Origin of the sequence: Spirosoma liriopis, assembly GCF_023196085.1 — a bacterium.
Classification (GTDB): domain Bacteria; phylum Bacteroidota; class Bacteroidia; order Cytophagales; family Spirosomataceae; genus Spirosoma; species Spirosoma oryzicola.
Genome location: NZ_JALPRF010000006.1, coordinates 122,119 through 147,694, shown reverse-complemented (window position 1 = coordinate 147,694; position 25,576 = coordinate 122,119). Strand labels below are relative to the sequence as shown.

The 25,576-nt window shown below is 48.2% G+C and carries 24 protein-coding genes and 1 riboswitch; of the genes, 11 read left to right on the top strand and 13 right to left on the bottom strand.

Annotation, left to right across the window (positions count from 1 at the left end; all coding sequences use genetic code 11):
* Positions 1-191 precede the first annotated feature (191 nt).
* Genes M0L20_RS24950 through M0L20_RS24940 form a run of 3 tightly spaced genes read left to right on the top strand, consistent with a single transcriptional unit; the run spans position 192 to position 4,444 of the window.
* Positions 192-1,727 carry an ankyrin repeat domain-containing protein gene (locus tag M0L20_RS24950; RefSeq protein ID WP_248479828.1) on the top strand — a complete coding sequence of 512 codons (1,536 nt, stop codon included), beginning with the start codon at positions 192-194 and terminating at the stop codon, positions 1,725-1,727.
* A 3-nt stretch (positions 1,728-1,730) separates the two neighbouring features.
* On the top strand, positions 1,731-2,231 hold the full coding sequence (locus M0L20_RS24945) for a DUF2271 domain-containing protein (RefSeq protein WP_248479827.1): 501 nt from the start codon (positions 1,731-1,733) through the stop codon (positions 2,229-2,231).
* Between the two features lie 17 nt (positions 2,232-2,248).
* The gene (locus M0L20_RS24940; protein WP_248479826.1) at positions 2,249-4,444 is read left to right on the top strand and encodes a PepSY domain-containing protein; all 2,196 of its coding nucleotides are present in this window, start codon (positions 2,249-2,251) and stop codon (positions 4,442-4,444) included.
* Positions 4,445-4,522: 78 nt separating this feature from the next.
* Here the strand turns inward: M0L20_RS24940 and M0L20_RS24935 are convergent, their stop codons facing one another.
* From M0L20_RS24935 to M0L20_RS24925, 3 genes are all read right to left on the bottom strand, one after another.
* Positions 4,523-4,957 carry a VOC family protein gene (locus M0L20_RS24935; RefSeq protein WP_248479825.1) on the bottom strand — a complete coding sequence of 145 codons (435 nt, stop codon included), beginning with the start codon at positions 4,955-4,957 and terminating at the stop codon, positions 4,523-4,525.
* A 184-nt stretch (positions 4,958-5,141) separates the two neighbouring features.
* Positions 5,142-5,789, bottom strand: a complete 648-nt coding sequence (locus M0L20_RS24930; RefSeq protein ID WP_232563441.1) for a carbonic anhydrase — start codon at positions 5,787-5,789, stop codon at positions 5,142-5,144.
* Between the two features lie 239 nt (positions 5,790-6,028).
* A complete protein-coding gene (locus M0L20_RS24925) occupies positions 6,029-7,015 on the bottom strand; it encodes an FAD:protein FMN transferase (RefSeq protein ID WP_248479824.1) in 987 nt (328 codons plus the stop codon).
* A gap of 230 nt (positions 7,016-7,245) precedes the next feature.
* Here M0L20_RS24925 and M0L20_RS24920 point away from each other — a divergent pair, with 230 nt between their 5' ends.
* Entirely contained in the window at positions 7,246-7,725 is a 480-nt protein-coding gene (locus tag M0L20_RS24920) for a glutathione peroxidase (protein ID WP_248479822.1), read from the top strand.
* Between the two features lie 147 nt (positions 7,726-7,872).
* Positions 7,873-9,948, top strand: coding sequence for a GAF domain-containing sensor histidine kinase (locus M0L20_RS24915; protein WP_248479820.1), 2,076 nt, complete (start codon positions 7,873-7,875; stop codon positions 9,946-9,948).
* Between the two features lie 192 nt (positions 9,949-10,140).
* Here the strand turns inward: M0L20_RS24915 and M0L20_RS24910 are convergent, their stop codons facing one another.
* Entirely contained in the window at positions 10,141-10,539 is a 399-nt protein-coding gene (locus M0L20_RS24910) for a hypothetical protein (RefSeq protein WP_248479819.1), read from the bottom strand.
* Positions 10,540-10,987: 448 nt separating this feature from the next.
* On the opposite strand from M0L20_RS24910, the gene M0L20_RS24905 reads away from it, so the two are divergent.
* Positions 10,988-11,986 (top strand): threonine aldolase family protein, encoded by a 999-nt coding sequence (locus tag M0L20_RS24905; protein WP_248479817.1) that lies wholly within the window; start codon positions 10,988-10,990, stop codon positions 11,984-11,986.
* 74 nt (positions 11,987-12,060) lie between these two features.
* Here M0L20_RS24905 and M0L20_RS24900 read toward each other — a convergent pair whose 3' ends face one another.
* Positions 12,061-13,206: an energy transducer TonB gene (locus tag M0L20_RS24900; RefSeq protein WP_248479815.1), complete on the bottom strand. Its 1,146-nt coding sequence runs from the start codon at positions 13,204-13,206 to the stop codon at positions 12,061-12,063.
* A 148-nt stretch (positions 13,207-13,354) separates the two neighbouring features.
* A riboswitch (cobalamin riboswitch) is annotated at positions 13,355-13,538 on the top strand.
* 29 nt (positions 13,539-13,567) lie between these two features.
* Between M0L20_RS24900 and M0L20_RS24895 the strand changes: the two genes are divergently transcribed.
* The 5 genes from M0L20_RS24895 (at position 13,568) to M0L20_RS24875 (ending at position 18,167) form a co-directional block, all read left to right on the top strand.
* A complete protein-coding gene (locus M0L20_RS24895) occupies positions 13,568-14,764 on the top strand; it encodes an ABC transporter substrate-binding protein (RefSeq protein ID WP_248479814.1) in 1,197 nt (398 codons plus the stop codon).
* A gap of 68 nt (positions 14,765-14,832) precedes the next feature.
* On the top strand, positions 14,833-15,852 hold the full coding sequence (locus M0L20_RS24890) for an iron chelate uptake ABC transporter family permease subunit (RefSeq protein ID WP_232563497.1): 1,020 nt from the start codon (positions 14,833-14,835) through the stop codon (positions 15,850-15,852).
* A complete protein-coding gene (locus M0L20_RS24885; RefSeq protein ID WP_248479812.1) occupies positions 15,852-16,913 on the top strand; it encodes an ABC transporter ATP-binding protein in 1,062 nt (353 codons plus the stop codon). Before M0L20_RS24890 ends, M0L20_RS24885 begins: the two co-directional genes overlap by 1 nt.
* 6 nt (positions 16,914-16,919) lie before the next feature.
* Positions 16,920-17,498: a cob(I)yrinic acid a,c-diamide adenosyltransferase gene (locus M0L20_RS24880; RefSeq protein ID WP_232563450.1), complete on the top strand. Its 579-nt coding sequence runs from the start codon at positions 16,920-16,922 to the stop codon at positions 17,496-17,498.
* Positions 17,499-17,654: 156 nt separating this feature from the next.
* Entirely contained in the window at positions 17,655-18,167 is a 513-nt protein-coding gene (locus M0L20_RS24875; protein ID WP_248479810.1) for a bifunctional adenosylcobinamide kinase/adenosylcobinamide-phosphate guanylyltransferase, read from the top strand.
* Between the two features lie 158 nt (positions 18,168-18,325).
* Here M0L20_RS24875 and M0L20_RS24870 read toward each other — a convergent pair whose 3' ends face one another.
* The 8 genes from M0L20_RS24870 to M0L20_RS24835 all read right to left on the bottom strand — a co-directional run bounded on the left by M0L20_RS24870 (position 18,326) and on the right by M0L20_RS24835 (position 25,562).
* The gene (locus tag M0L20_RS24870) at positions 18,326-18,904 is read right to left on the bottom strand and encodes a nitroreductase family protein (protein ID WP_248479808.1); all 579 of its coding nucleotides are present in this window, start codon (positions 18,902-18,904) and stop codon (positions 18,326-18,328) included.
* A 28-nt stretch (positions 18,905-18,932) separates the two neighbouring features.
* Positions 18,933-19,520: an AAA family ATPase gene (locus M0L20_RS24865; RefSeq protein ID WP_248479806.1), complete on the bottom strand. Its 588-nt coding sequence runs from the start codon at positions 19,518-19,520 to the stop codon at positions 18,933-18,935.
* Complete coding sequence (gene cbiB / locus M0L20_RS24860) at positions 19,513-20,460, bottom strand: adenosylcobinamide-phosphate synthase CbiB (RefSeq protein WP_248479804.1); 948 nt, start codon at positions 20,458-20,460, stop codon at positions 19,513-19,515. The genes M0L20_RS24865 and cbiB overlap by 8 nt, the downstream gene beginning before the upstream one ends.
* Positions 20,448-21,461, bottom strand: coding sequence for a pyridoxal phosphate-dependent aminotransferase (locus tag M0L20_RS24855; RefSeq protein ID WP_248479802.1), 1,014 nt, complete (start codon positions 21,459-21,461; stop codon positions 20,448-20,450). Before M0L20_RS24855 ends, cbiB begins: the two co-directional genes overlap by 13 nt.
* A 3-nt stretch (positions 21,462-21,464) precedes the next feature.
* On the bottom strand, positions 21,465-21,860 hold the full coding sequence (locus tag M0L20_RS24850) for a type II toxin-antitoxin system VapC family toxin (RefSeq protein WP_248479800.1): 396 nt from the start codon (positions 21,858-21,860) through the stop codon (positions 21,465-21,467).
* A complete protein-coding gene (locus M0L20_RS24845; RefSeq protein ID WP_248479799.1) occupies positions 21,860-22,018 on the bottom strand; it encodes a hypothetical protein in 159 nt (52 codons plus the stop codon). Before M0L20_RS24845 ends, M0L20_RS24850 begins: the two co-directional genes overlap by 1 nt.
* 126 nt (positions 22,019-22,144) lie before the next feature.
* The gene (locus M0L20_RS24840; RefSeq protein ID WP_248479798.1) at positions 22,145-23,617 is read right to left on the bottom strand and encodes a cobyric acid synthase; all 1,473 of its coding nucleotides are present in this window, start codon (positions 23,615-23,617) and stop codon (positions 22,145-22,147) included.
* Positions 23,610-25,562: a putative cobaltochelatase gene (locus tag M0L20_RS24835; protein ID WP_248479797.1), complete on the bottom strand. Its 1,953-nt coding sequence runs from the start codon at positions 25,560-25,562 to the stop codon at positions 23,610-23,612. The genes M0L20_RS24840 and M0L20_RS24835 overlap by 8 nt, the downstream gene beginning before the upstream one ends.
* Positions 25,563-25,576 lie beyond the last annotated feature (14 nt).

The following is a 25,576-nucleotide window of genomic DNA, read 5'->3' as shown; positions in this document are numbered from 1 at the left end:
GACTGAAAATCTGTATGATTATACCAGATAGCCATTCTCATTGACCGATGTCGTGGGCAGTGCCAAAATATTCAGCATCAAACGATATTTATTGATCTTATTTAGACTTAATCTTATTAATTTTGCCCTCGATTCATACTTTCCTTGAATTTAACCACCTGGTCATCTGATCTTCATTTAAGTGCGTCAGCATGAAAAAACTAGCGATTGCCCTTTTTACCGTCATTACCTTATCTGCACAGGCACAAAAAAATGTGCTTCTGGATCAGGCATTCTGGCAAAATCAGCCTGATGCCAATCAGATCAAAGCAGAAGTAGCGAAAGGGAACAACCCTTCCCAGCTTAACCCAATGAGTTTTGATCCAGTCGTGATGGCTATCAATGCGGGCGCTTCGACGGAATCGATCAAATACCTGTTGTCGCAACCCGGTAACGATGTCAACAAGCTTACTCATGATGGGCGTATTTATCTGCATTGGGCTGCTAATCGGGGTAACGTGGAAATTATGGAGTACCTGATTTCGAAAGGTGCCAAAGCTAATGTGGAAGACAGCCACGGTATGACTGTGCTGAACTTCGCAGCTGCCGGTGGTCAACCCAATACCCAGGTGTATGAATTATGCATCCGGAACGGTGCTGATCTCAAAAAAGACCTTAACCACGATGGGGCAAACGCTTTGTTGCTGGCCATTGCCAATGACAAAGAGCTTAAGCTAACGGATTATTTCGTATCAAAAGGATTAAGTCTGAAAAGCACGGATGCTGCTGGCAACAATGCATTTAGCTATGCGGCCCGGGGCGGAAATATCAACACAATGAAAACGCTGCTGGAACGGGGCGTGCCCGCTCAGGATAATGCGCTGATCATGGCAAGTCAGGGCGGACGCCGAGGTACGAATACCATTGAGGTATTTCAGTACTTGATGAGCCTCAACATCAAACCGACCGTGACGAATAAAAACGGAGAAAATGCTTTGCACGCTATTGTTCGTAGACCTCGGCAGAACGAAATCGTTCAGTTCTTTTTAGACAAAGGCGTCGATGTGAATCAAGCCGATGAAGAAGGTAATACGCCATTCATGAATGCTGCTGCGTCGAATCGGGATGTTGCTGTACTTGAGATGCTGACGCCTAAGGTGAAAAACATCAACCAGGCTAACCAGAAAGGCGTAACCGCTCTGGCAATGGCTGTAAAAGGTAATTCGTCGGAAGTGGTAAGCTATCTGTTAAGCAAAGGTGCTGATGTTAGCGTGACCGACAAAAGTGGTGATAACGTAGCTGCTTACCTGATGCAATCCAATACCATGAGCAACGGCCCACGTCCAGAAGGTGGCCCACGTCCGGAGGGCAGTGCAAGACCCGAAGGCGCACCAAAAACGGATGAATTTGCTGCTAAACTAAAACTGCTTCAGGATAAGGGGTTAGACGTGAAGGCTCCGCAAAAAAATGGCAATACGCTGTACCACCTGGCGGTTGCTAAGAATGATATCTCGCTGGTGAAACGGCTGGAACCCCTCCAGATCGACGTGAATGCTCGCAATAAAGAAGGCATTACCGCCCTGCACAAAGCGGCCATGGTATCGAAAGACGATGCGATGATGAAATACCTGTTGTCGATTGGTGCCAAGAAAGACATTCCTACCAACTTCAAAGAAACCGCTTTCGATCTGGCCAGTGAAAATGAATCACTGACCAAAAATCAAATATCTGTTAACTTTCTGAAATAGTATATGTCTTTTTTGCCTAAAATCGGCTTGCTGGCTTTGGTCTTAGCATTTGCTCGTCCTTCTGCTTCGCTAGCTCAATCCGCTTCCAGCCAGTACAAGTGTATGATCCAGATGACCAATTACATGGGCGAGGGAGCGTACATTGTTGTCTCACTTATCAATGGAAAAGGCGCTTATGAGAAAACCTTGTATGTGCTTGGCTCTGACAAAAAATGGTATCCTGATGTAAAGGAGTGGCATAAAGCGTTGGGTAAAAAAACGCCCAACATCAGCGCTATAACCGGGGCATCGGTAGCCGGTGGAGACCGTAGCGTGACCGTGCTGGATATCGACAATTCAAAGATTAACAAAGATTACAAATTGCGGTTTGAAAGTGCCGTAGAGGATAAAAAGTACTACGTAAAAGACTTGGAAATTCCTCTGACCTCAGAAGCACTCTCGGCCAAAAGTGAAGGTACGGGCTACATTCGCTACGTGCGCTTTAGCCCAACTACTAGCAACTAAGTTGCTTTCCCCCACCTATGACCATTTCTGTCTGGAGATACAGCCACTTGGCCCTGGCTGTATCTTCTTTTCTTTTGCTGTTACTGGCTTCTGTAACGGGTATAATTCTGGCGTTCGAACCGGTATTACAAAAAAGTCAGCCGTACCGTTCCGATCAGTTTGAGCAGGTTACCCTGGCTCAGACGCTGCCGGTTTTGAAGAAAAACTATTCCGAAATCAGTGAATTAAGCATTGATGCTAATGGCTTTGTACAGATCAATGGGAGCGATGCCGATGGTAAAAACCTGACCGCTTACGTAGATCCACAAACGGGTAAAGTGCTGGGTACGCCCAGCAAACAAAGCGAATTTTTTCAATGGGTCACTTCGCTTCATCGTTCGCTGTTTCTGCATGAAGCCGGGCGTTTTTACATTGGATTGACCGCGTTTCTGCTTTTGCTGATCACGGTTTCCGGCACTATACTGATCATTCAGCGTCAACGGGGGGTGAAGCGTTTTTTTACGCGTATCGTACGAGACAACTTTGCTCAGTATTACCACGTTGTGCTCGGGCGACTCTCGCTAATTCCCATACTCATTATTGCGCTCTCCGGTACGTACCTGTCATTGGCACGATTCGAACTGATTAAGACGGAGAAGATTAGTCCGAAAGTTGATTTAGACGCTATTCAGTCAAAACCCCTGCGAAAACTAGCCGATTTTCCCCTCTTTAAAAGTACTAGGCTTTCGGAGGTGCAAAGTATCGAGTTTCCGTTTTCAGAAGATGTTGAGGATTATTACAACCTAAAGCTTAAGGACCGCGAGCTGACGGTCAATCAGCTGACGGGTGACATCCTTAGTGAAGATCGGTATCCGACTGCGGTTTTGCTGACCAACCTGAGTTTGAACCTACACACGGGCCGGGCTAGCGCGGTGTGGGCGGTCGTACTTGCTCTGGCCGCGGGAAACATCCTCTTCTTTATTTATTCCGGGTTTGCGATCACCTGGAAACGGCGATCCAACCGCGTAAAAAACAAATATACCGCCGACCAGAGCCGATTCGTTATTCTGGTTGGATCGGAGAACGGCAGTACATTTCGGTTTGCCCAACTCGTTCACGAACAACTACTCAAGCAAGGACATAAATCGTTTCTGACTGAGTTCAACAGTTATACCGTTTTCCCTCAGGCAGAATACTTAGTCGCCATAACGGCGACGTACGGACTTGGTGATGCTCCAACCAACGCCAAACGGTTTGCTGCGCTCGTTGAGAAGTACCCCCAATCACAACCGGTTCGCTATTCCGTTGTGGGTTTTGGGTCGCGTTCTTACCCCGATTTCTGTCAGTTTGCCTTTGAGGTGAATCAGTTGCTTTCCCGGCAGCAATGGGCCACTCCGCTTGTGGATATTCATACGGTCAACGATAAATCGCCAGAAGACTTTAGTTTATGGGCCGAAGCCTGGTCTCAGCAAACAAACATACCCATCACGGTCAAGTCAGATTTGCTGAAGGTACCCGCCCCCCGTTTCGAAACGCTAACCGTAACCGACACGGTGCATACTGCTGAACCAGATGGAACCTTTCAAATCCGATTTCGGACTCAACGTCGACGGAGTGTTGCATCTGGTGATTTGCTAGCTATTTATCCGGCGAACGATCATCGAGAGCGGCTTTATTCAATTGGTGTTGTCGAAAAAGATATTCAGTTAAGTGTTCGATTGCATCCGAATGGGATAGGTTCGGGCTTTTTGCATCGGCTAACGACTGGAGAAACCATTCAGGCCCGCATCGTAGACAATGACCATTTCCACTTTCCGGAGAAAGCCTCGGCTGTAGTCATGATTGCTAACGGGACTGGTATTGCGCCATTTCTGGGGATGATTAGTCAGAACAAACAGCAAGTACCGTGTCATCTATACTGTGGTTTTCGTGAGCGCGCGTCGTTTTCTCTCTACCAGGATTTTTTAGTAGCAAATCAGTCGGCGCAAAAGCTCACAAACCTAAAGATTGCTTATTCGCGGGAAGGTGACAAGCAGTACGTCAGCGACTTGCTTGCCGTTGATACTGACCTACTCACTAATGTACTCGCTGCCAACGGTGTACTGATGCTTTGTGGATCACTTGCCATGCAGAAAGATGTACTTGAATTGTTAGAAACGGTCTGCGAAACGAGGTTGGGTAAGAGCGTCAGCTTCTATCAATCACACAGTCAGATTCTGATGGACTGTTATTAGATAGTCGCGTGGAATAGCGTAAGTGGAGAAGAGAAAGGCTACTGATAAACCGGCAACCTCAGAATTTAGCCCAAATACTTATCGGTTTGTAATCGTTATCATCCAGTTTATTCCATACTGGTCGGTTACCATACCAAAAATATCTCCCCAAAATTGCTTGATCAGAGGGGCGGTTATCGTACCATTTTCGGAAAGTTTGTCGAAGTACGCTTTTAACTGGGCTTCATCCGAACCGCCTAGCGATAAGCTAAACGTACCCGAACTTTGAGGTCCCGAACGATATGGATTATCACTAGCTAGCAGCACGATGGCTCCGTCCAGCTTTGCGTACATAATCAGATTTTTTACCTCGTCGCTATTTGCTTTCGGGTCTTGATGCGCATTGGCGGGACCATCGCCAAAGGCAGACATTGTTAATTCGCCACCGAAAACCTGTTTGTAAAACGCCATTGCTTCCCGGCAGTTTCCGCCAAAGAATAGATGTGGGTTGAGCGTTACTGTTGATTGAGACATAGATGTTTAGAAGCGGGTTACTATATGGTGCATAAGCTGAGTGGATATTACAAAAGTAGCGCGTAACTAAAAGATTGGTTGAAGCTCTACGATGCAATACCCACTGAACTGCTGTTTATGGCTATGCTTCTAAACCTGAACTATATTTTTTAGTAGCATAGGCCTATCGCGAAGTAACGACGCCTTAAAGAGTGGGAACGGCATCTTTAAACCGATAAATCGCCAGGTTTGGCTCTAGATCGTCGAGCGAAACCTGCATATCTTTTAGTGCTCCATTGGATAGGTCATATACCCAGCCATGCACTTTAATGTCTTTGCTTCCGAAGAGCCGTCTTTGTACAAACGACAGCTTCATCACGTTCAAACACTGTTCCCGCACGTTCAATTCGACCAGCCGACGATGTCTTGCTTCGGGATCTTCAATGGCGTCAAGCTCATCGCGGTGGATACGGTAAACGTCCTGTATATTACGAAGCCAGGTGTTCATATAGCCAAAATCATCGTGGGTCGTAGCCGCTTTAACGCCACCGCATCCATAGTGTCCACAGACAATGACGTGCTTGACCTGCAAACTCTCGACCGCATACTGCAACACGGCTAGCGAACTGATATCGTTGTTTGGAACCAGATTGGCAATGTTACGATGGATGAATACATCGCCTGGTTTGATACCCATGAACGCATCGGGAGATACCCGGCTGTCGGAACAACCGATGTAAAGAAAGTCGGGAGCCTGGCTCTTAGCCATGTCAGAGAAATAGGCAGGATCGAGGTCCAATTGCTTCTGTACCCATTCTATGTTGTGACTGAACACCTGATCGTACAAACTCATAATTTTTTCGTTTTAGGGGTAAAACTAATAAAAAAGACTTTTCTCAACAGCCTTTGCTCACTGGTCCATTTCTATGGCAGAATAAGCAAACCTGTTTAGTTGTATAACTTATTAGTTGTGAAAAATGCTATAAATACTTTTGATCAAGTAATTGAAAGGAATTATAAAAGCGGTTGTTGCAGCAAAACAATAACCTTACGCAGAACAAGCTTTCGTAGTTATAAATTGCTCACGATCAACTATAGAGTGAGGTTCTTCAAACCTAGCTTTCGGGAGGAATAAATCTGGCCGCTGTCGGTAATCAGGATATAGGTATAGTTGGGATATTTCTTAATTAATTTTAAGCCTGCATCTTTCCCGAGTACCATCAGGGAGGTACTGAATCCATTGGCTGTTTCGGCGCTAGGCCCAAAGACGGTAACGCTACTAACTCCGGTTGCCGGATAACCCGTGCTTGGGTTGATGATGTGCGCATAGCGTTTGCCGTTGAACACAACAAACTTTTCGTAACTGCCGGATGTGACTACCGCACTCTGGTATAACGGCACCAACGCAAAAAGGGTGTCTCTGTGAAGCGGGTTTGTGATGCCAATGGTCCAGTCGCTTCCGTCCGGTTGTTTGCCCCAGGTGCTCATATCACCCGAACCATTTACGATACCAGCCTTTATTCCACGTGCCAGCATCATGTCGCGGCAACGGTCGGCGGCATAGCCCTCGCCCAAAGCACCGAAGCCAATTTTCATGCCTTTGCGTCTGAGAAAAATGGTACCGTGTTTCTTGTCCAGAATGATGTTTTGGTAGCCAACTTTTTCAACTGATTTTTTGATGGCTTCGGGGCTGGGCATCTCCGTCATCGAACCGTCGAATTTCCATATCCGATCCATAGCGGCAAAGCTAATGTCGAAGGCGCCCTTCGTGATGTTGGAAAAATGTAAAGCCCGTTCCGTCAACGCAAATACCTCGGGGTCAACCCGAACTGGCCCGATGCCAGCATTTGCGTTAACCTTCGAAATTTGACTGTCTGCTTTCCAGTCTGAGATCAGGTTCTCGATTCGTGTCACTTCGGCAATCACGGTATCGATATGTTGCTCGGCTGCCAGCGAATCAGCCGCGACGATGGTGATGTCGAATCGGCTTCCCATCAATTTGACGGTTCGTTTGCGCGCAACCTGAGCAGAAGCTCCGAAGCAAGACAGAATCAGCAACAAAACAAGTACTTTTTTCATGGCGCAAAAATCGGAAGTATCGGGGTGGGTATGCAACAAAAACACGTCATTGCTGCTATTTATGTATCCGAACGGATTACCAGCACTGGTTTTGGCTGATTGAGTAAGCAAAATTTCTACCTTTACGTCGTAGGCGTTTTTGTCGTTTACGATAAAAACATATTATTATACTAACAAGTTTTAACTTTTGGTTGGAGCAGGTTGGTACATAAACTCTAGATGCGTTAAAGATGGAAAGTACATTTTATCAGTTATCGGCCAGAACACCGAAGGGGGCAACTATACCTATGGCTGACTATAAAGACAAAGTGTTGCTTATCGTCAACACCGCCACCCAATGCGGCTTAGCTCCGCAGTTTGATGGTTTGGAAGCACTCCACCAGAAATACAAGGACAAAGGACTGGTTGTGCTTGGTTTTCCCTGCGATCAGTTCCGGGGGCAAGAGCCCGAAAGTAATGAAACCGTTGAGCAGGTTTGCAAACTCAACCACGGAGTCACGTTCCAGCTCACTGAAAAGTGCGACGTGAACGGACCTCAAACACAACCTGTTTTTCAATACCTGAAAAAAGAGTTAGGCGGATTCCTGGGAAGTGGCATAAAATGGAACTTTACCAAGTTTCTGATTGACAGACATGGACAACCGTACAAACGATACGCACCCATCACCAAACCCGAAGCAATTGAAAGCGATATTCAAAAGCTGATTTGAGGGTAAGCGAAAGACATCGTTTTGTCCAGATAAAATTTGAATTCGTGTCATGTTATGTCTGCTTGTGACCTACACTTCCACATAAGGTCTTAATTTCTGCTATGCCTTTTTGAGTACTTTTACCAGAGAAAAAGTAATCCAAGATTAATGAATAATCCACTCTCTTCGGCTGAAGAAGGGGAGCGGTTGGCGGCCCTGGACAGTTATACTATATTAGATTCTTTACCCGAACAGGACTATGAAGATATTACCCTGCTTGCCTCCCAAATCTGTCAAACACCCGTTGCGCTCATCAGTTTAGTGGACGCAGAGCGGCAATGGTTCAAGTCAAACAGGGGTTTATCTTTCCGTCAGACTCCGCGTGATCAATCGTTTTGTGCGCAGAATCTGGCCAATTCAGCCGGCCCTCTGATCGTTGAAGATGCCCGGCTGGATGACCGCTTTCGGGCTAATCCGTTAGTGACAGGAGATCCTCATATTGTCTTTTACGCCGGTGAGCCTTTAGTGGATGAAAATGGGATGGTTCTTGGTTCATTGTGCGTCCTGGATTCTCAAGTGCGCCAACTTGATGCCGGACAACTGACTGCGTTGAAAATTTTGGGCAAGCAGGTGGTGAATCTGCTAACCGCACGCCGGAAAGCGCTTCAGGAAACGATGCTACGTCGGCAGCTACAAGCGAGCGAAGCCCGTTTCCGATCCCTGATTGAACAGTCACCTGTCGCTATTTGTCTGTTTGTTGGTCGTGATATGCACATTGAGATTGCAAACGACCAGATGATTCAGTACTGGGGTAAGGGTAACTCGGTGCTGGGTAAAACACTCCGAGAAGCCGTACCTGAATTAGAAGATCAGCCTTTTCTGACAATCCTCGATCAAGTGTATACCACTGGTGTGCCCTATGTAGGACGAAATATGCGGACTGACTTAGTCGTTAATGGCATTCTAAAAACCAGCTATTTCGACTTCACGTATCAGCCCATTCGTGATGCCAACGGTGCCATCTACGCAATTATGGAATTAGCCATTGACGTAACCGAGGAGATAACGTTGCGTCAACAGTATCAGCAGACACAAAAAGCATTGCAGAATGCCGTTGACTTGTCACAACTCGGCATTTGGAAGATAGACGTGGCTACGCAAACTGCCGAGTTTTCCAAGGTTGTAGAGGATTGGGTAGGGAGTACAGAACCATTGACACTGCAAGCCGCCATCTCAGCGATTGATCCGGAGGATTTGCCCCAATTTGAAGCGGCCTTTCGACAAGCGCAGTTTATAGAATCGGGTGGAAAACTGGAAGTAGAGTACCGATTAAAAAATAACACGTCTGGCCAGGTTTACTGGTTGCATTCGATGGGCCAGACCGAATTCGATGATAAAGGTAATCCCGTTTCGATTTTTGGTTTTAGCCGGGATGTTACTCAGGATCGGGCGCTTCAACTTACGCTGGAAAACCAGGTGCGCGAGCGTACACAGGAGTTGTGGCACGCAAATCAGGATCTACAACGCTCAAACGCCAACCTGCAACAGTTTGCCTACGTGGCCAGCCATGATTTGCAGGAGCCCTTACGTAAGATTCAATCCTTCAGCACGCTTCTGACCCAGCAACTGAATGGTTACCAGAATGAATCGGTAATGGATCACTTGCAACGCATCACCCGAGCCGGGGCTCGTATGTCTACGCTGATTAAAGATCTGCTTACCTATTCTCGCATCGAAACGCGAAGGCAAGCCTTTAGCCAAGTTTCTCTAGGTTCCATTGTGGAAGGAGTGCTGTCAGTGCTGGATTGGGAGATCCAACAACAAGGAGCGACCATATTGGTTGATGAACTTCCCGTCGTGAAGGGCGATACCATGCAATTAAGCCAACTATTCCAGAACCTGCTGACCAATGCGCTTAAATTTGTTGCTCCTGACAAAACTCCTCAAATTCGCATTGAGTATGCCTACCTGGCTTTAGATGATTTACCAGCCGAGGTACGACCTAGCTCACAGGTTCCGTCTTATCATCAGATCAGCGTAGTTGATCAGGGTGTGGGCTTTGACATTCGCTTTCTTGACCGGATTTTCCAGGTGTTCCAGCGGTTGCACAAAAAGAATGAGTTTCCCGGTACAGGTATCGGATTAGCTATTTGTCAGCGGGTGGTGGAAAATCATGGGGGAAGTATCAGCGCCCATAGTACGCTGGGCGAGGGCGCTACGTTTAGTGTCTACCTGCCCGCTTAGCTAGTAGCCAATTTTCTGTTGCAGAATCGAATAGCTTGGTAAGCTTTGCCGCGAAGTTGTCTATAAAACGAAATAGCTGCCGGTGGTGGTTTGACCAGTGCCCGCAGCTATTTCGTTACTCAAATTATACCACATGCCAGAGATTGCTCAGCTTGATAGGTACAGCTTATCCGTTGAGACTAGTGTCTGACTCTACTTGGTTGTCAGAATAGTTGGCCCATCAGGAAACTGAATATCAACATTGTCTTCCGCTGTGACAAAAACTTCCTGTGGTTTATCAACTGAAGTAGCACTTAAGGTTGCTTTCAATACTTTACCCGAAGGATTGAGCTGACCCAGTTTTTTGGTAGAACTCTCGTTCGATGTCATCCAGACTAGGTACGTATTTTTTGATGGAGTCAGGTTTTTTGGTGGAGCCAGATTCTGCACATCTATGTTCAGCACAAAGTTTTTGTTCTTATCTGTTTTCACTTGTACGGTCCCACTGGCGGACGGAACAATGGTGGAGTTACGAAAGGTCATTTTGGGCGTACATGAACTGAGGCCAGCGATCAGACTCAGCGCCATCATGATACTCTTGATGTGTTTCATTTTGTTGGTACTTTAGCTAGTGATTACGTTATACGTATAAACGTGGGTGACGAGTTTAATTAATGAAAAGACCTGTTTTCAGGACCTTCACGCATAGCTTGATGCCAACATTCCTCCAAGAAACAGCTTCCTACCATTCATCAATCAGTTCGTCAAAATCATAACTTGTATACCTGACAGTTTGTTAGAAGACGTCCTTTCGCGAGTCATATCAGGGTTTATGGACTCTACTATTAATACCATAGCAGCTAAACAAGATACTACGAAACACAGATTTAGTCGATAGAATAAAAAATAGGCGCAGCAGATGTAGTTTAAAACCGGTCATTCATTCGCATAACCCGTACTTTTGTTGATGCGTTATGAGCATCTATTACTGAAGTGCATAGTTTATGTATAGTTTAAGAACGATTATAGTGAGGGGGCGCACCCGTCGATTTTACAAGCGTTGGTTGACAGCAATCTGGTACAGCAAAGTGGCTATGGCGATGACGAATACTCCCAACAAGCTGTCGAGCTAATCCGTCAACAGACAAATAATCCATCCGCTTCCATTTATTTTGTTTCCGGAGGAACGCAGGCAAACCTGGCCGTAATTTCGTCGGTACTACGTCCGTATGAATCCGTGATTTCTGCCGCGACCGGACACATCTTGATTCACGAAACGGGTGCGATTGAAGCAACGGGCCACAAAATCGAAGCGGTGCAAAGTGCAGATGGTAAACTCAGACCAGCTGATATTCTAACCATTCTGGAAAAGTTTGAAGCGGTCCATATGACCATGCCCCGTCTGGTGTACATATCCAATCCAACGGAGATAGGGACACACTATGTCCGGGAAGAATTGATTGCTTTGGCCCGTTGTTGTCGCGAACATGGCTTGTTTCTGTTCATGGACGGAGCTCGGCTGGCTTCCGGATTATGTGCCAGCGATATAACCTTTCCCGATCTGGCCGACTATACCGACGTTTTTTACATTGGTGGTACAAAAAGTGGCGCTTTATTGGGTGAAGCCATTGTGATCAACAATCCAGCGCTGCAACCAAATTTTGCGTATACACTCAAACAGCGAGGAGCGCTATTAGCCAAAGGAAGACTACTGGGTATTCAGTTCAAAGCGCTTTTTACCGACAATCTATTTTTCGAAATCGGGGCTCACGTCAATCGGATGGCGGCAAAGCTTGTCGTTGCGTTTAGCCAGTTAGGGTATTCGTTTCTGACAAAATCATCTACCAATCAAATTTTCCCTATTCTGCCGATTCAGGTTATCCAGGAATTACAGGCGAAATATGATTTTTATGTCTGGCAGAAAATTGACGATCAGCAGGCTGCTATTCGGCTGGTAACGAGCTGGACTACTCAGGAAGCAGTAGTTGATCAATTCATCAATGATTTAAACCAGGCAAACGAACAAGCCTTGGTTCATGTAACCGTTGCCAGCAAGTAAGGAGCCGGGTATATAGTCAGGGCTACCCGCTTGTGAACGGGTAGCCCTGACTACAGGTAGCAAGTGGCTACAAATTACTTATAATAGCCCCAGACTTCCCGGCTTGTAAGGCCTGTTTTTGAAATAACGACGGGTACCACCAGTTCAGGCAGAACCGTACGCCCTTCCAGGCGATCAGCGGGAAGGGTATTGATTGGAACGTTGTTTGTCGAACTTACTGACCGGTTCGTATAGGTAAACGTTACGGGTAAAACATAGTTACCGGCGTAATCTGATTTCACTTTTGACAGTTTTTCAAAAGCTCGCGTAACCGCCTGATCAAAACCAAAACCGACGTTATCCGGACTAAGCAGCTTGACATTCGTTATTTGGCCCGTTTCGTCCACGTCGAAACCGGCATAAACGCGCCCGTAAGCGCCGTTGTTCCAGGCTATATTCGGGTACTTTACGTTTTTTTGTAGAAAATCAGTAAACCCAATGTCGTTGCTCAACTGCGTGTTGTTGAGGGTCGTTTCCGGCAGTCTGGAATCGTAGTTCGTCACGATCTTGACGACATCACTTTCAGTTAGTCGCTTGTCAGGTATCGTGGCGGACAACTGGCCGGAAGGGTCTCGCAAAACAGTTTCTAATGAGCGTTTGGTCAGACTTACGGGTTGCGGAGGTGTATCGCCTATCTGAATGTAATACCGTTCCTTCGTCTGATAGTAGCCCTCGAAAGAACTGCTTTTCTCGTAACCATTCCGAATCGATTTTTGGATCAGTCGGCTGGTCAGGCTTTTCAATAATTTCGTTTGGCCGTTATAAACCAACATGACATACGCTTCGTATTTGATGCCAAGCATTGCCTTTGGCTGTCGGATAAACGTGTTGCCGTTGATTGTAAAGGCATAGGGTGTCACAATTTTAGGTGCAATATCTTTTGAAATCTGGCACGTTACTTCATGATTCACCAGATTGAAAGCCAAGTAACAAGGGATTGCTTTACCTGACTCATCGAGTTGTATAGTACCTTTCTGCAATACCGGAAATGTATAGAATTCGCTGCCTAACAACATGACTTGCTGATGGGAAGAAGCCGGAAAACGATAGGCGGCTTCAGACACATACGACTCACATATCGTCACGACTTGTCCAAAGCCATCTTTTGTGACGGTACACTGACCCCAGGCCGTTGCGGCACGGATAAACAAAAGAGCCGAAAGTATAGTGAAACGATTCATAACTCCGATATGGATAAGTTGTAGGGATTGTTATAAAGCTACGCCAATAAAGTTATATTATTTCATTAAAAATAAATAATGCAAAAAAGGGCTCTTTACGAGAGTAAATAATGTTCAACTTTTTCCGGCTACCTTTGTCCTAAGGGTAGCAAATAAATTACCGAAAGGTAGCCTGTGTTTGCTTTAAAAGGGAATGCAGTGAAAAGCTGCAACAGTCTCCGCTGCTGTAACCCCACGATGAAAGTCACATACCATGTGCGCCACTGTTCTTGAACGGGAAGGCCGTTTGTGGCTGGGGAAGTCAGAATACCTGCCTTTGTAGAATCGATCAACAGCTTTCGGAAGAAAAGCTCGGCTATTCATGATTAAGAGAAAAATAACCGCTAGGCTGCCAAAATCAGCCGTTCCTATCTGGCTGACCTTTTTGTTCGCCCTAGTACTTGCCAGTAGCACCGCTCGGCCAGTTCCGTCTAAACCGGTACCAACGATTAACGTTCCAGTTGGTGAGCAAGTGTCTGTTCGCTACGCCAAAGGCTTTAGCATTAAGTACACTGGCCCTTACAAGATCGTCTCGATTATTAGCCCGTTTGAAAAAAAGGTTGATACTATCCGGTATGTGCTGGTGCAACGGGGTACACCACCGCCAAAAGGGTTTGCTGCCAGTCAGGTCATTGAAATTCCGTTACGTAAGCTGGTCGCCATGTCGTCAATGCACGTAGGATTGGCCGCTTTTCTAGGAGCCGAAGACCTGATCGTTGGGCTAGCTAATTTGAAATATGTCTCGTCGCCCAAAGTGCTCCGGCGGATCGAAACTGGAAAAATCCAGGAAGTTGGGCGCGACCAAACGATCAATGAAGAGCAACTGATTACCATGCAGCCCGATCTGCTGATGGCGATGGGAAGCCCAACGGCCCGAATGGATCGGTATCGTACGCTACGGGATGCGGGCATTCCGGTGCTTATCAATTCGGAGTGGGTGGAAACAACGCCACTGGGCCGGGCTGAGTGGGTGAAACTGATGGCGGCACTGCTTAACAAGGAAAAATTAGTCAATCAGAAGTTTAGTCAGGTTGAGAACGAGTACAAACGGTTGTCAGCGCTTACGCAAAAGGTGTCATACAAACCGTCGATCATCAGCGGCATGAATGCGAAAGATGCCTGGTTCGTCCCGGATGGAGATAGCTACATGACCCGTTTTTTTCTGGATGCGGGTGGCAGTTATCCTTGGGTAAACCGGCGGGCTACGGGTAGCTTGCCTCTCAACTTCGAAGCGGTTTATCCGATAGCCCTGAAAGCCGATTATTGGCTCAACGTAGGCATGATGTCGGTCGATTCGAAAGAGAGCGTATTAGCCAGAGACGCCCGGTACGCTGATTTCAAGGCGTTTAAGCAGGGGCGGATGTACAGCTACAGCAAGCGGGTAAACGCCCAGGGAGCAAACGATTTCTGGGAGTCAGGCGCATTGAATCCGCAATTGGTTCTTGCTGACCTGATCAAGATACTCCACCCCGAACTTTTACCGAAACACGAACTGGTCTATTACCGGCAACTGAAGTAATGAAAAGCACTGTTGCTTCTTTGAATGACGCGAGCCGTTTCTCGTCCAAATGGCCTTGGCGTCGGCTGATGCTGTTCGTTTTGACGGGTTTGGCCCTGCTCTGCTTTCTCACAAACATTAGTTTAGGGTCGGTCGCTATTCCGCTCAAGGAAGTGGCCCGCATTGTTTTTCAGCAGGAATCGGAGAACAGAGCATGGCTGTACATCGTACAGAAAATACGGTTGCCTAAAGCAATTACTGCGGTGATAGTCGGTTGCGGACTTTCCGTTAGCGGTTTACAAATGCAGGCTCTTTTCCGAAATCCACTGGCCGGGCCTTCCGAATTGGGTATTACAGCGGGGGCCGGTCTGGGTGTTGCGCTGGTTATGCTGGGCAGTGGCGGTAGCGCCAGTCTGTACGCGATTCGCCAACTGGGCGTATCGGACAGTTGGTTGTTGGTAACGATGGCTTCGCTGGGATCGGCGTTGGTGCTGTTGCTGGTTTTGTCGATTGCCGGTCGATTGCGCGACAATGTTGTTTTGCTCATCGTCGGCGTTATGGTTGGTACCATTACGTTATCCATCGTTAGCATCTGGCAGTATTTCAGCCAGCCTGAACAGCTTCAGGAGTACCTGATGTGGACATTTGGTTCGCTGGGTGGTGTCGTGCAAACGCATCTATATGTACTGGCGGGCGTGGTAGCCGGTGGCTTGTTGCTGGCTCTTGCTTCGTCCAAAGCTTTAAATGTCCTGTTGTTGGGCGAAAACTACGCGCGGAGCATGGGCCTGAATGTGCGACGTAGCCGCTTGTTGATCCTGACAAGCACAAGTTTGCTGACGGGTAGCATCACGGCGTTCTGTGGTCCTATTGGCTTTGTCGGCATTGCCGTTCCACATCTCACTCGCTCGCTGCTCAACACGTCAGATCATCGGCTGCTGGTTCCGGCGACCTGCCTGATTGGAACGGTACTGTTGTTGGTTTGCGATAGCATTGCTCAACTGCCCGGTACGCAGGCTGTGTTACCAATCAACGTCGTAACATCGCTGCTGGGCGCCCCCGTGGTCATCTGGATTATCGTTCGTCGAAACAATTTACGGACTGCACTCTGATGGACCAACAGCAACCCTTGTTAAGCACCAAGGCATTGACAATCGGCTACTTAAGGAGTCGGCAGGTCAGTCGAACGGTGGCCAAATCGCTGGATGTGAGTTTGTGGGCTGGTCAGTTGGTTTGTCTGCTGGGTCCGAACGGCGCGGGTAAGTCAACGTTGATGCGGACGCTGGCCGGTTTGCAGGATCCATTGGGAGGGCAGATTTTTGTTACGGGTCAGGAGTTAGCTCAATTAAGTCCCACAGCCTTGGCGCAGAAGCTGAGTTTGGTGCTGGCGGAGCGAGTCGATACCGGAAATCTGCTGGTTCGCGAATTGGTAGCGTTGGGCCGTACTCCGCATACGGGCTGGTTCGGGAACCTGACCATATCCGATCACGAACAGGTACAAAACGCTCTGGAAATGACGGAGACGCTTGGGTTTGCTCATCGTCGTTTGCATGAGCTAAGCGATGGCGAACGGCAGAAGGTAATGCTCGCCCGTGCGCTGGCGCAGGATACCGACTTGATCCTACTGGACGAACCGACCGCTCACCTTGATTTACCAAATCGGGTGGAGATGATGCGGCTGCTACACCGATTGTCCCGCCAAACGCAGAAAGCGATTTTACTGTCAACGCACGAGCTGGATTTAGCACTGCAAACGGCGGACAAACTCTGGCTGCTGGATGCAAACGGCCATCTGGCTGTGGGTGCTCCAGAAGATTTAGTGCTGACGGGCGCTTTCGAAATTACGTTCGCAAAAGAAGGTTTTTCCTTTGACCGAAACACCGGGACATTCACGATGCATGCCAACGAAATAGGTCCGACACTACATCTCACTGGTGACGAAAACCTGCTTTTTTGGACTCGTCGGGCGCTTTATCGGGAAGGCTTCATCGTTGGCCCGTCAAACGAAGCGGTTTGTACAATTACCGCTTCCAATCAGAGCGGTAGGGCTACGTGGCAGTACACCATGAACGGTCATGATAGCGTCTTTTTCTCAATTACCGATCTATTGGCATCACTGCAAGAGCTGAAAAACAACTCGGTTCTTACGACAAAATCTGTTTTAAAACAGTAAAATCTTATGAAAATATACACCACAAAAGGCGACAAAGGTACCACGGGGTTGTTTGGGGGGAGCCGGGTCGATAAAGATAACGTTCGTATTGAATGCATCGGAACGCTGGACGAAGCCAACTCAACAATCGGATTATTGCGCGTGAAGCTGGGTGTTGATCATCCGTGGCAGCCAAACCTGCACAAGATCCAGAAAGATTTGATGGATATGATGTCGCACCTGGCCCGGCCTTCCGACGCTAAAAAAGAAAATAAAAACCCGATGCCGGAAGATGGTGCTTCTTTCTGCGAGCAATGGATTGATGCACTGGAAGCCGCCATGTCGTCGCCATCGGATTATTTTTTGTTGCCGGGAGGTAACGAAATATCCGCACTGTGTCACGTCGCGCGCACACAGATCCGGCGGGGTGAACGGCGGCTGGTCTCGTTGCGTAAAACTGATGAAGTGAATCCGGCTATTCCGGCTTACGTTAACCGACTTTCTGATTTGTTTTTTACCCTGGCGCGGGCCGAAATGGACAAAGCTGGTGTAGCTGAAGAGAAATGGCAGCTTTTTCTATACAAGCGCTTCAAGTCAGAAGTATAAATTATTCTTCGACAGGATTTACAAGATTGACATGATTTCTTTTTGACAAGTTATCTCACAGATCATTAATAATCAGTTATTTTCTGACAGGGTTTACGGGATTAATATTAAGAAAGGAAAATCCTGTCAATCCTGTCAAAAAAAGCACTCAATACTATGATCATTTACGTATCGGGTGGAGCACGGAGCGGCAAAAGTCGGTATGCGCAGGAGCGTGCCCGCCAACTCAGCGATTCGCCGGTTTATGTGGCTACAGCCCACATTTGGGATGATGAATTTGGTCGGCGGGTAGAGCGGCACCGAAACGAACGAGGTCCTGAATGGACCACGTTTGAATCCGAACGCGATCTAAACAACCTGCCGCTGGAAAATAGGGTAGTGGTCATTGATTGCGTTACGCTTTGGCTCACCAACCTGTTTATGGCGTTTGACAATGATATAGAGCAAACGCTCAACGCATTTAAGGCTGAAATTGATTCGCTACGTCAATTGTCAGGAACGTTTCTTATTATCTCCAATGAGATTGGCATGGGGCTACATGCGGATACCGAGCTTGGTCGAAAATTTACCGACTTGCAGGGTTGGGCCAATCAATACGTAGCAACGCACGCTGAGGAAGCAATTTTTATGGTATCGGGTTTGCCGCTATGCCTGAAAAAGAATTTTTAAAAAAACGTAAAAGTCGAAAACAATAGCCCGTTGGACAGAGTTATGTATTTGTAATTCGCTTGAAGCAGAGTAAAAAAACGGAAACGTGACAGTATTTCTGCACACAGAGTGAAATCAAAAGCCAGGTGACTATTCGTCGTCTGGCTTTCTTTTTGGCCTTAACTTTCTATCCAGGTCAGCTTCTCGGCAATTGGTTTACGAACCGCTGGTTTATCCTTCGCCTGATGGTAACCCATGTAAAAAAACCCAAGACATTTTTGGGTAGGTGTCAGGTTTAAAAAGGCTTCCAGAGCAGCCAGATTGCTGGGCGAACTCCAGTAAGCGCCAACGCCCAACGCTGTTGCCGTAAGCCACATGTTTTCGACTGCGCAAGATACAGCCGCCACCTCTTCCCACTCCGGCACCTTATCAGGGTGTACTTCCATCACAATAGCAAGAATGCAGGATGACTTCAACACCTTGTTCCGTGTCCCTTCGTATTTTGCTTCCGAGAACGATTCAGGAGTCGCATTAGACCGATACGTGTCGCTCATAAAATCGGCGAGTTTGGTTAATCCGTCGCCCCGAAAAATGGTAAACCGCCACGGCTGGGTCAGTCGATGCGTGGGTGCGTAGTTCGCGTTTTCGAGAATGGTTTCGATAACGTCACGCGGAACTTCTTTGTCGATGTAGTCGGGCGGAAAAATGCTGCGACGGCTACGAATAATTTGGTTGATCGTGTCGATTGATTGGGACATGTTGTACGTACTCATTTAAATAGGCTTATCAATTTAACTTGGTGGACGAATTACGAGTTCCTATCGACATAGGAACGTACTGGCTTACGGTAGACAAAACGAAATCGACCCGTTCTGCTACGGAAATTCGGGGTAGTTCGAGCAAGGTAAAGTTCAACTGCTGATAAGTTTCTACTATAGCGTCATGCAAGGCGCAGGACTCGGCGAAGGTCTGCCAGCGTTCTGCATCATTGACGTAAATTGCTTCCCAGGGGGGAGCGACGAACACCGTGGGTTGGTAGGGGTACTGCTGAACAGCCTGTTGAAACAAGGCATCGACTGGTACATTGCCCACTCGTAAATACGCAATGATGTCGGGAATAGCCCGATCAAAAAACAGTGCCTGATCCTGACCGAATGTGCTTGCCCGCTTATGATCGGTAATCATACCCTTCAGGGCCAATCGGGCAAAACAATCCAGATCGATCCAGGGTAGGCACTGACTTCCGCTCGCGACTTCCTGCTGAATCAACTGCCGGGATATTTCGTCAAAACAACGAAAACCAGCAGCCCGCAAGGCTTCGATCAATGTACTTTTACCGGCACCCGGTCCACCCGTAATGATAAACTTAGACATATTTGTTACTCACCAAATGGACGACAATCACCAAGATGACCATGAGCAAGCAGGTGAAGTGATTGATTCGGCTGGTGCGCTCGATATCAGTTGGCTCGATCAATCGCTCCTGTTCGCCGATATACGGTTTGTCCACTAAAACGCCGTGGTATACATTCGGACCCCCAAATCGGCAGTTGAGAATACCCGCTAAAGCCGCTTCGGGATAACCGGCGTTTGGGCTCTTATGTAGACTACCATAGTGGATAGAAAATCGAAGTCCGCGCCGGTTTCCACTGACTAAGCCCATCAGCAAAGCGGTCAATCGGGCTGGAATAAAGTTGGCAACGTCGTCCAGCCGGGCGGCAAACTTACCGAATTGCTCGTAACGGTCGCTACGGTAGCCGATCATCGAATCCAGCGTATTGATCATTTTGTAGGTCATCATTCCCGGAATACCCGCTAGCCCGTAGAAGAAGAGAGGAGCGATAACACCGTCACTCAGGTTTTCGGACATGGTTTCGAGCACGGCAATCCGTATTTGCTGGGCGCTTAACCGCGACGTGTCTCGCCCAACGATCCGCGAAACCTGCCGACGCCCCGCTTCGATCCCATCCCGTTCCAGTACCCGAAAGACGGCTCTACCTTCGGTAATCAGGTTGTTGTTCGCCAGGCCGTACCAGACAAAAAGCCCATTGACGAGCACAAATAGGACGGGGTGAATAATTAGCAACAGTTGATGTAAAAAGTAGAAGAACAGGTAAACCAGAATGCACAATATGATGGTCAACGCAGCCCCTTTCCAGAGTCGAAATACCCCGTGGTTGAGTCGACGTTCACAAAAGGCAATGGTCGAGCCAAACAGTCGGATCGGGTGGGGCCAATTGTCGGGGTCGCCAATCAGCAAATCCAGCACGTAGCCGATCAGGAGCGGGAGGATTACCAGTACTAGTTTTCCCATTCGGACAAGGCGTTGATTAGCAAGGCGTTTTTGTCAGGGGATAGTGTACAGACTCGAAAGTGCCCCGCTCCCAAGCCCCGAAAATTGCTGGCGTCTCGAATAAGCAGACCGTACTTTTCGAGCAAGAAAGCTTTTAACTGGGCGGCTGTACCCTTGTTTGTTTCCGCCAGAAAAAAATGCGTATCGCTGTCAAATACTTGAAGCTGATCATTCTGACGCAATTGCTGAACGAAATGGGCTTTGTCAGCCAGGAGTTGATCCAAAGGCAATTGACACTGCTCGAACTGTTCAAAAATAAATCGCCCCGCAGCCAGTGCCATCGCGTTGACCGTCCAGGGTTGTTTACAAGCTTTGAGCTGATCTATACGTTCCGGCTTACTAGCAACGTAACCCAGTCGAAGACCCGGAATCGCGTAGGCTTTTGTCAATGACCGCATGACGAGCAGGTTATCAAACTGGTCGAGTAACCCAATTGCGGTATCAAGCTCACGGGTGAATTCGATGAACGCTTCATCGATCACAAAAAGGGTCTGCGGATTTTTTCCCATCCAGTCGGTCAGTTGCCCGAAAATGGCTCCCGTTGGGTTGTTGGGCGTACAGATAAAGACTAAATCGCTCGTCAATGCCGGCAGATCGGAAAGTGTATTCCAGTCGAGGAAGGTCAGCCTGTGCTGAAACATCCGGCAGGCATCTTCGTACTCGGCAAAGGCGGGCGCTACAATCGTGGTCGTCTGACCGGCAAATGCCTGAGCAATCAAATAGATGCTTTCGGTGGTACCACTGTTGATGAGTACTTGCTCTGGCGTCACCCGGTGGTGTTCGGCGACCTGATTAGCCAGACTCTCGGCCAGTACTTCCGGGTATCGGTTGATGGTTGCCCATTGACTGAACAGGTATTCTTTAAGACCTTTAGGCTCACCGCCATACCACACATTGGTACTAAAGTCGGCTGTAATCGTGCGCGAGTAGCGGTAGCTATCGTCGCCATGTCCGTGCAGCATAAACTAAGCTTCAAGTAGCCGAATTTGGGGAACGTATTCCCGAAACTGTTCGTCGGCGGATATGATAGTTAAATTTTCTTCCAGAGCAGAGGCTATCAGGAGTCGATCGAAAGGGTCGCGGTGATTAGCGAATAAGGGAATGGATTCGTAAGCCGCAATGTGCGTGTTACGGAGTGGCATTAGCTGAAAACCATCGCGATAAAGCTGGCTAATCAAGGCTTCTACAGGCAAAGAGAGTTCAGGTAACTTATTAATTTTCTGCTTGATCGCAATTTCAAATAAGCTTATCTGACTAACCCAAATTGTGTTTGTCTGTAAAATGTTTTGAACAATCGGCTTTAACTTTTCCGGGCTGACAATTGCCCATATAAAAACCTGTGTATCGGCTAAATAATCCATTACATGTAATCACTCAGGTCGTCGAGCGGGTCATTGAAATTATCGGGGATACTATACTGGCCGGCTAAACTACCCAATTTCACTCCTTTATGATCACCACTCGTCTTTTGCCATTCCTGCTCTTCCATGAATAGGACCACTACTTTTGACTTTTTCATTGTAGGTGGTAATTCGGTCAAGGTAAGATTACCGTTTTCGTAGATTCCTTCGATGGCTTTGTACATAACAGTTCATTTATAAGTGTACAATAATCAAAGATAACTTTTTTTGCAAAGTGTTCGGATTCATACGTGAAGAGTCGCGTACACCTGGTCCATATCGATGTTCGCCCGAATTACATCCGCCAGCCGGTCATATTGCTGGTCTTTAAATTTCTGAAAATCGAACGGGGATTCTGATTGTTGCGTCGAATAGTCGGTCAGTAGATCGTTTATAACAACGTCGTTATCCAAAATGCCATGCAGATACGTACCCCAACAGCGATGGCTGTGCCGGTAGCCGTCCGCCAATCCATTGTCCAGGTACGCTACCGGATTGGATGTACCAAGCACCGTTGTCTCGCCCATGTGTATTTCATACCCTACGCAACGAGCCGTTTGCTGCTGGTAGGTGAACTGGCGTTGCTGCGTCGTTTTTGTAGGTTGCAAAACGGTTCGAACGGGCAGTAGGCCTAAGCCGGGAATAGACTCAATAGCACTTTCCAAATGATCAGGGTCGTCAATACGTTCGCCCATCATCTGATAGCCACCACATATCCCAATCACCGTTTTCCCGTCTTTGTGGGCCGACACAATGGCGGAGGCTACGCCGTTATTTTTCAGCGTTAACAAATCCTCAATGGTGTTTTTACTACCCGGTAAGATAACAATATCGGCTTTGCGGAGTTCGTCGGGTTGGTTTGAATAAAACAGGTTGACGCGTGGATCGCGTTCTAATCGGTCGAAGTCGGTAAAATTGGATAAGCGTTTCAACAAAACGACCGCTACGTTTACTTTTCCGGCTACCGTAGATCGAAATTTCTGTTCCAATGAAACTGAATCTTCCTGCTCGATAAAAATATCCCGAAAGTAAGGTAATACGCCCACGACTGGAACACCGGTCAGTTCTTCCAGCATCCGGCGTCCGTCTTCAAACAAGCGAGCATCTCCCCGAAATTTGTTGACAATAATACCTTTGATGATTGAACGTTCCTCTGGCGTCAGCAGAGCAATGGTGCCGTAAACACTGCCGAATAATCCGCCCCGGTCGATGTCGCCAATCAGGTACGTTGCCGCACCCGCATGCTGTGCCATACGCAGGTTGGTAATGTCGCGGTGTTTTAAATTTAACTCCGAAATACTACCCGCTCCCTCCATCACCACGGGCGAATACTGGTTGCTCAATCGGTCAAACGCCTGCTTAACAGCGGTAAAGAGTTCAGCCCGGTTGTTTCCCATGAAATAATCGTAAGCGGACTGATTGCCAATGGGCTTGCCATTGAGGATGACCTGCGAACTTTTGTCGTTTGTTGGCTTCAATAATACCGGATTCATATCGGTATGACAGGCAATGCCAGCCGCTTCGGCCTGAACCGCCTGCGCCCGACCAATTTCGAGGCCATCGGGGGTCGCATAGCTGTTCAACGACATATTCTGGGCTTTGAACGGGGCAGGTTGATAGCCGTCCTGTTTGAAAATCCGGCAGAATCCCGCCGTGATAACGCTTTTGCCAACGTCGGACGCCGTACCGACAAACATAATGGGACGAAGCTTACGCATTAGTTTCTCGAAGGTTAAGCCGTGAGGATACCGTCTTGGTTATCGTGTCTGCGGTCAGATCGTCCAGTGCTACGCACTCCGCGCCTAGAGCCTGAGCCAACTCCCGCGCCCGACCCAATCGCAGGTAATCAGTGTCCGTGTCAATAACCAGAGTCGATAGCGATTGATCACGAAGCTGGTTGGCCAGTCGAATCGTTTGTTGCCAGGCATCACCACCGCCGGGTAAGGGTACATTAGCTTTACCATCGCTTAAAATGACCACGAAAGGCTGTCTCTTGTCCGATTTTTGGAGCGATTGCACCAGTTCGGCAGTCATTTGTAAGGCGTGTGGTAATGGCGTTCGTCCGCCCGTTGGCAGGTTCTGTAGCGCCTGCTCAGCCTGCTCAATATCGCGGGTAGGGGCTAATAGTAGCTGCGACTCTACTCCCCGAAAAGCAATAACGCCCACACGATCGCGGTGCTGGTAAGCGTCGGTCAATAGACTTACTACACTCCCTTTGACAGCTTCCATCCGGCGGCTGGCAGCCATCGACCCGGACGCATCGACCACAAACAAAATCAGGTTACCTGTTTTTCCGACTCGCACACTCTGATGCAGATCGTCACGGGTGATTTTCCACTCATCGTCTCCCCGGTGTATTGCGCTCTGCAAGGTAGCTGATACCGCAAGATCCATTGGTTGCTGATCGGGAACCGCTCGCACGTACGAACCGCGTGGCGCATTCATAACTGGATTACGTCGTCCAGTCACAGCGGGTTGCTGACTGACGTTTGTTTCGGTAACCAGCGATTGCGTACTCAGGACAGGCAGCACGCCAAAAACCTGTTCCTGCTGTGATTCGTCACGAGATGATTCGTCGCTTTGTGATGAATTACCGTTGGGCGATTGTGGAGCTGTTTCCGATTGATCGTTGTTTTTTTTAGGTTGTGGTTGGTGGGGGGCATCCGATGGCGGCTGTAGTTCATCCAGCTGGTTTTCGAACTGTCGATTCTCTTCCGCTGGTTTTTTTCGATGCCGGTGGGGGAGAGCCAGCTCAGCCGCTTGCCGAATGTCGTCCGCTGTTACATCGGTGCGCCCCGCTAGAGCCGCTAGTGTCAAAGCTGTTTTGTACAAGACAATATCGGCCCGTAGACTGGCGACGTTCAACTGCGTACACAGCTGACTAATGAACGTCAGTAACCCGTCGGTCATGCGTACTTCGGGTAACAACTGGCGAGCCTGCTGAATCTGACGCGCTATGGCCTTTTGTTCATTATCCCACTGATTGACAAATAACACGGGATCGGCTTCAAAGGCAATACGGCGTCGAACGACTTCGGTTCGCTCGGTAGCATCGCGGGGAGCCGTTACATCGACTACTAATCCAAACCGGTCAAGGAATTGAGGGCGAAGGTTGCCTTCTTCGGGGTTCATCGTTCCGATTAGCATAAACCGGGCCTGATGATTCACCGACAAACCGTCCCGCTGAACCGTGTTGACACCCATAGCCGCAACGTCGAGCAAACTGTCGATCAGGTGATCGGCCAGCAGGTTAACTTCGTCAATGTACAGGATACCCTGATGAGCCGAAGCCAATAATCCCGGCTGCAATTTCTTTTTCCGTTCTACCAACACACCTTCCAAATCCAGACTACCCAACACCCGGTCTTCGGTTGCCCCGAGCGGCAGGTTAACAAACGGAACGGCTACCTCTTCCGTTTGCCAGTTGGGCTGTTGACAGGCTTCACATTCGTTCAACGGTTCATTAGGCAAACAGTTGAACTGAGAACCGGCTACACGCAGGATAGGCGGCATCACTGCTGACAAGCCGCGAACAGCCGTGCTTTTAGCAGTACCCTTGTCGCCCCGGACCAGTACCCCGCCAATACCCGGATTGACCGCGCACAAAAGAAGGGCTTGTTTGAGCCTGGGCTGACCGACGAGGGCCGAAAACGGGTAAATCATGAATGGGTGAGTCG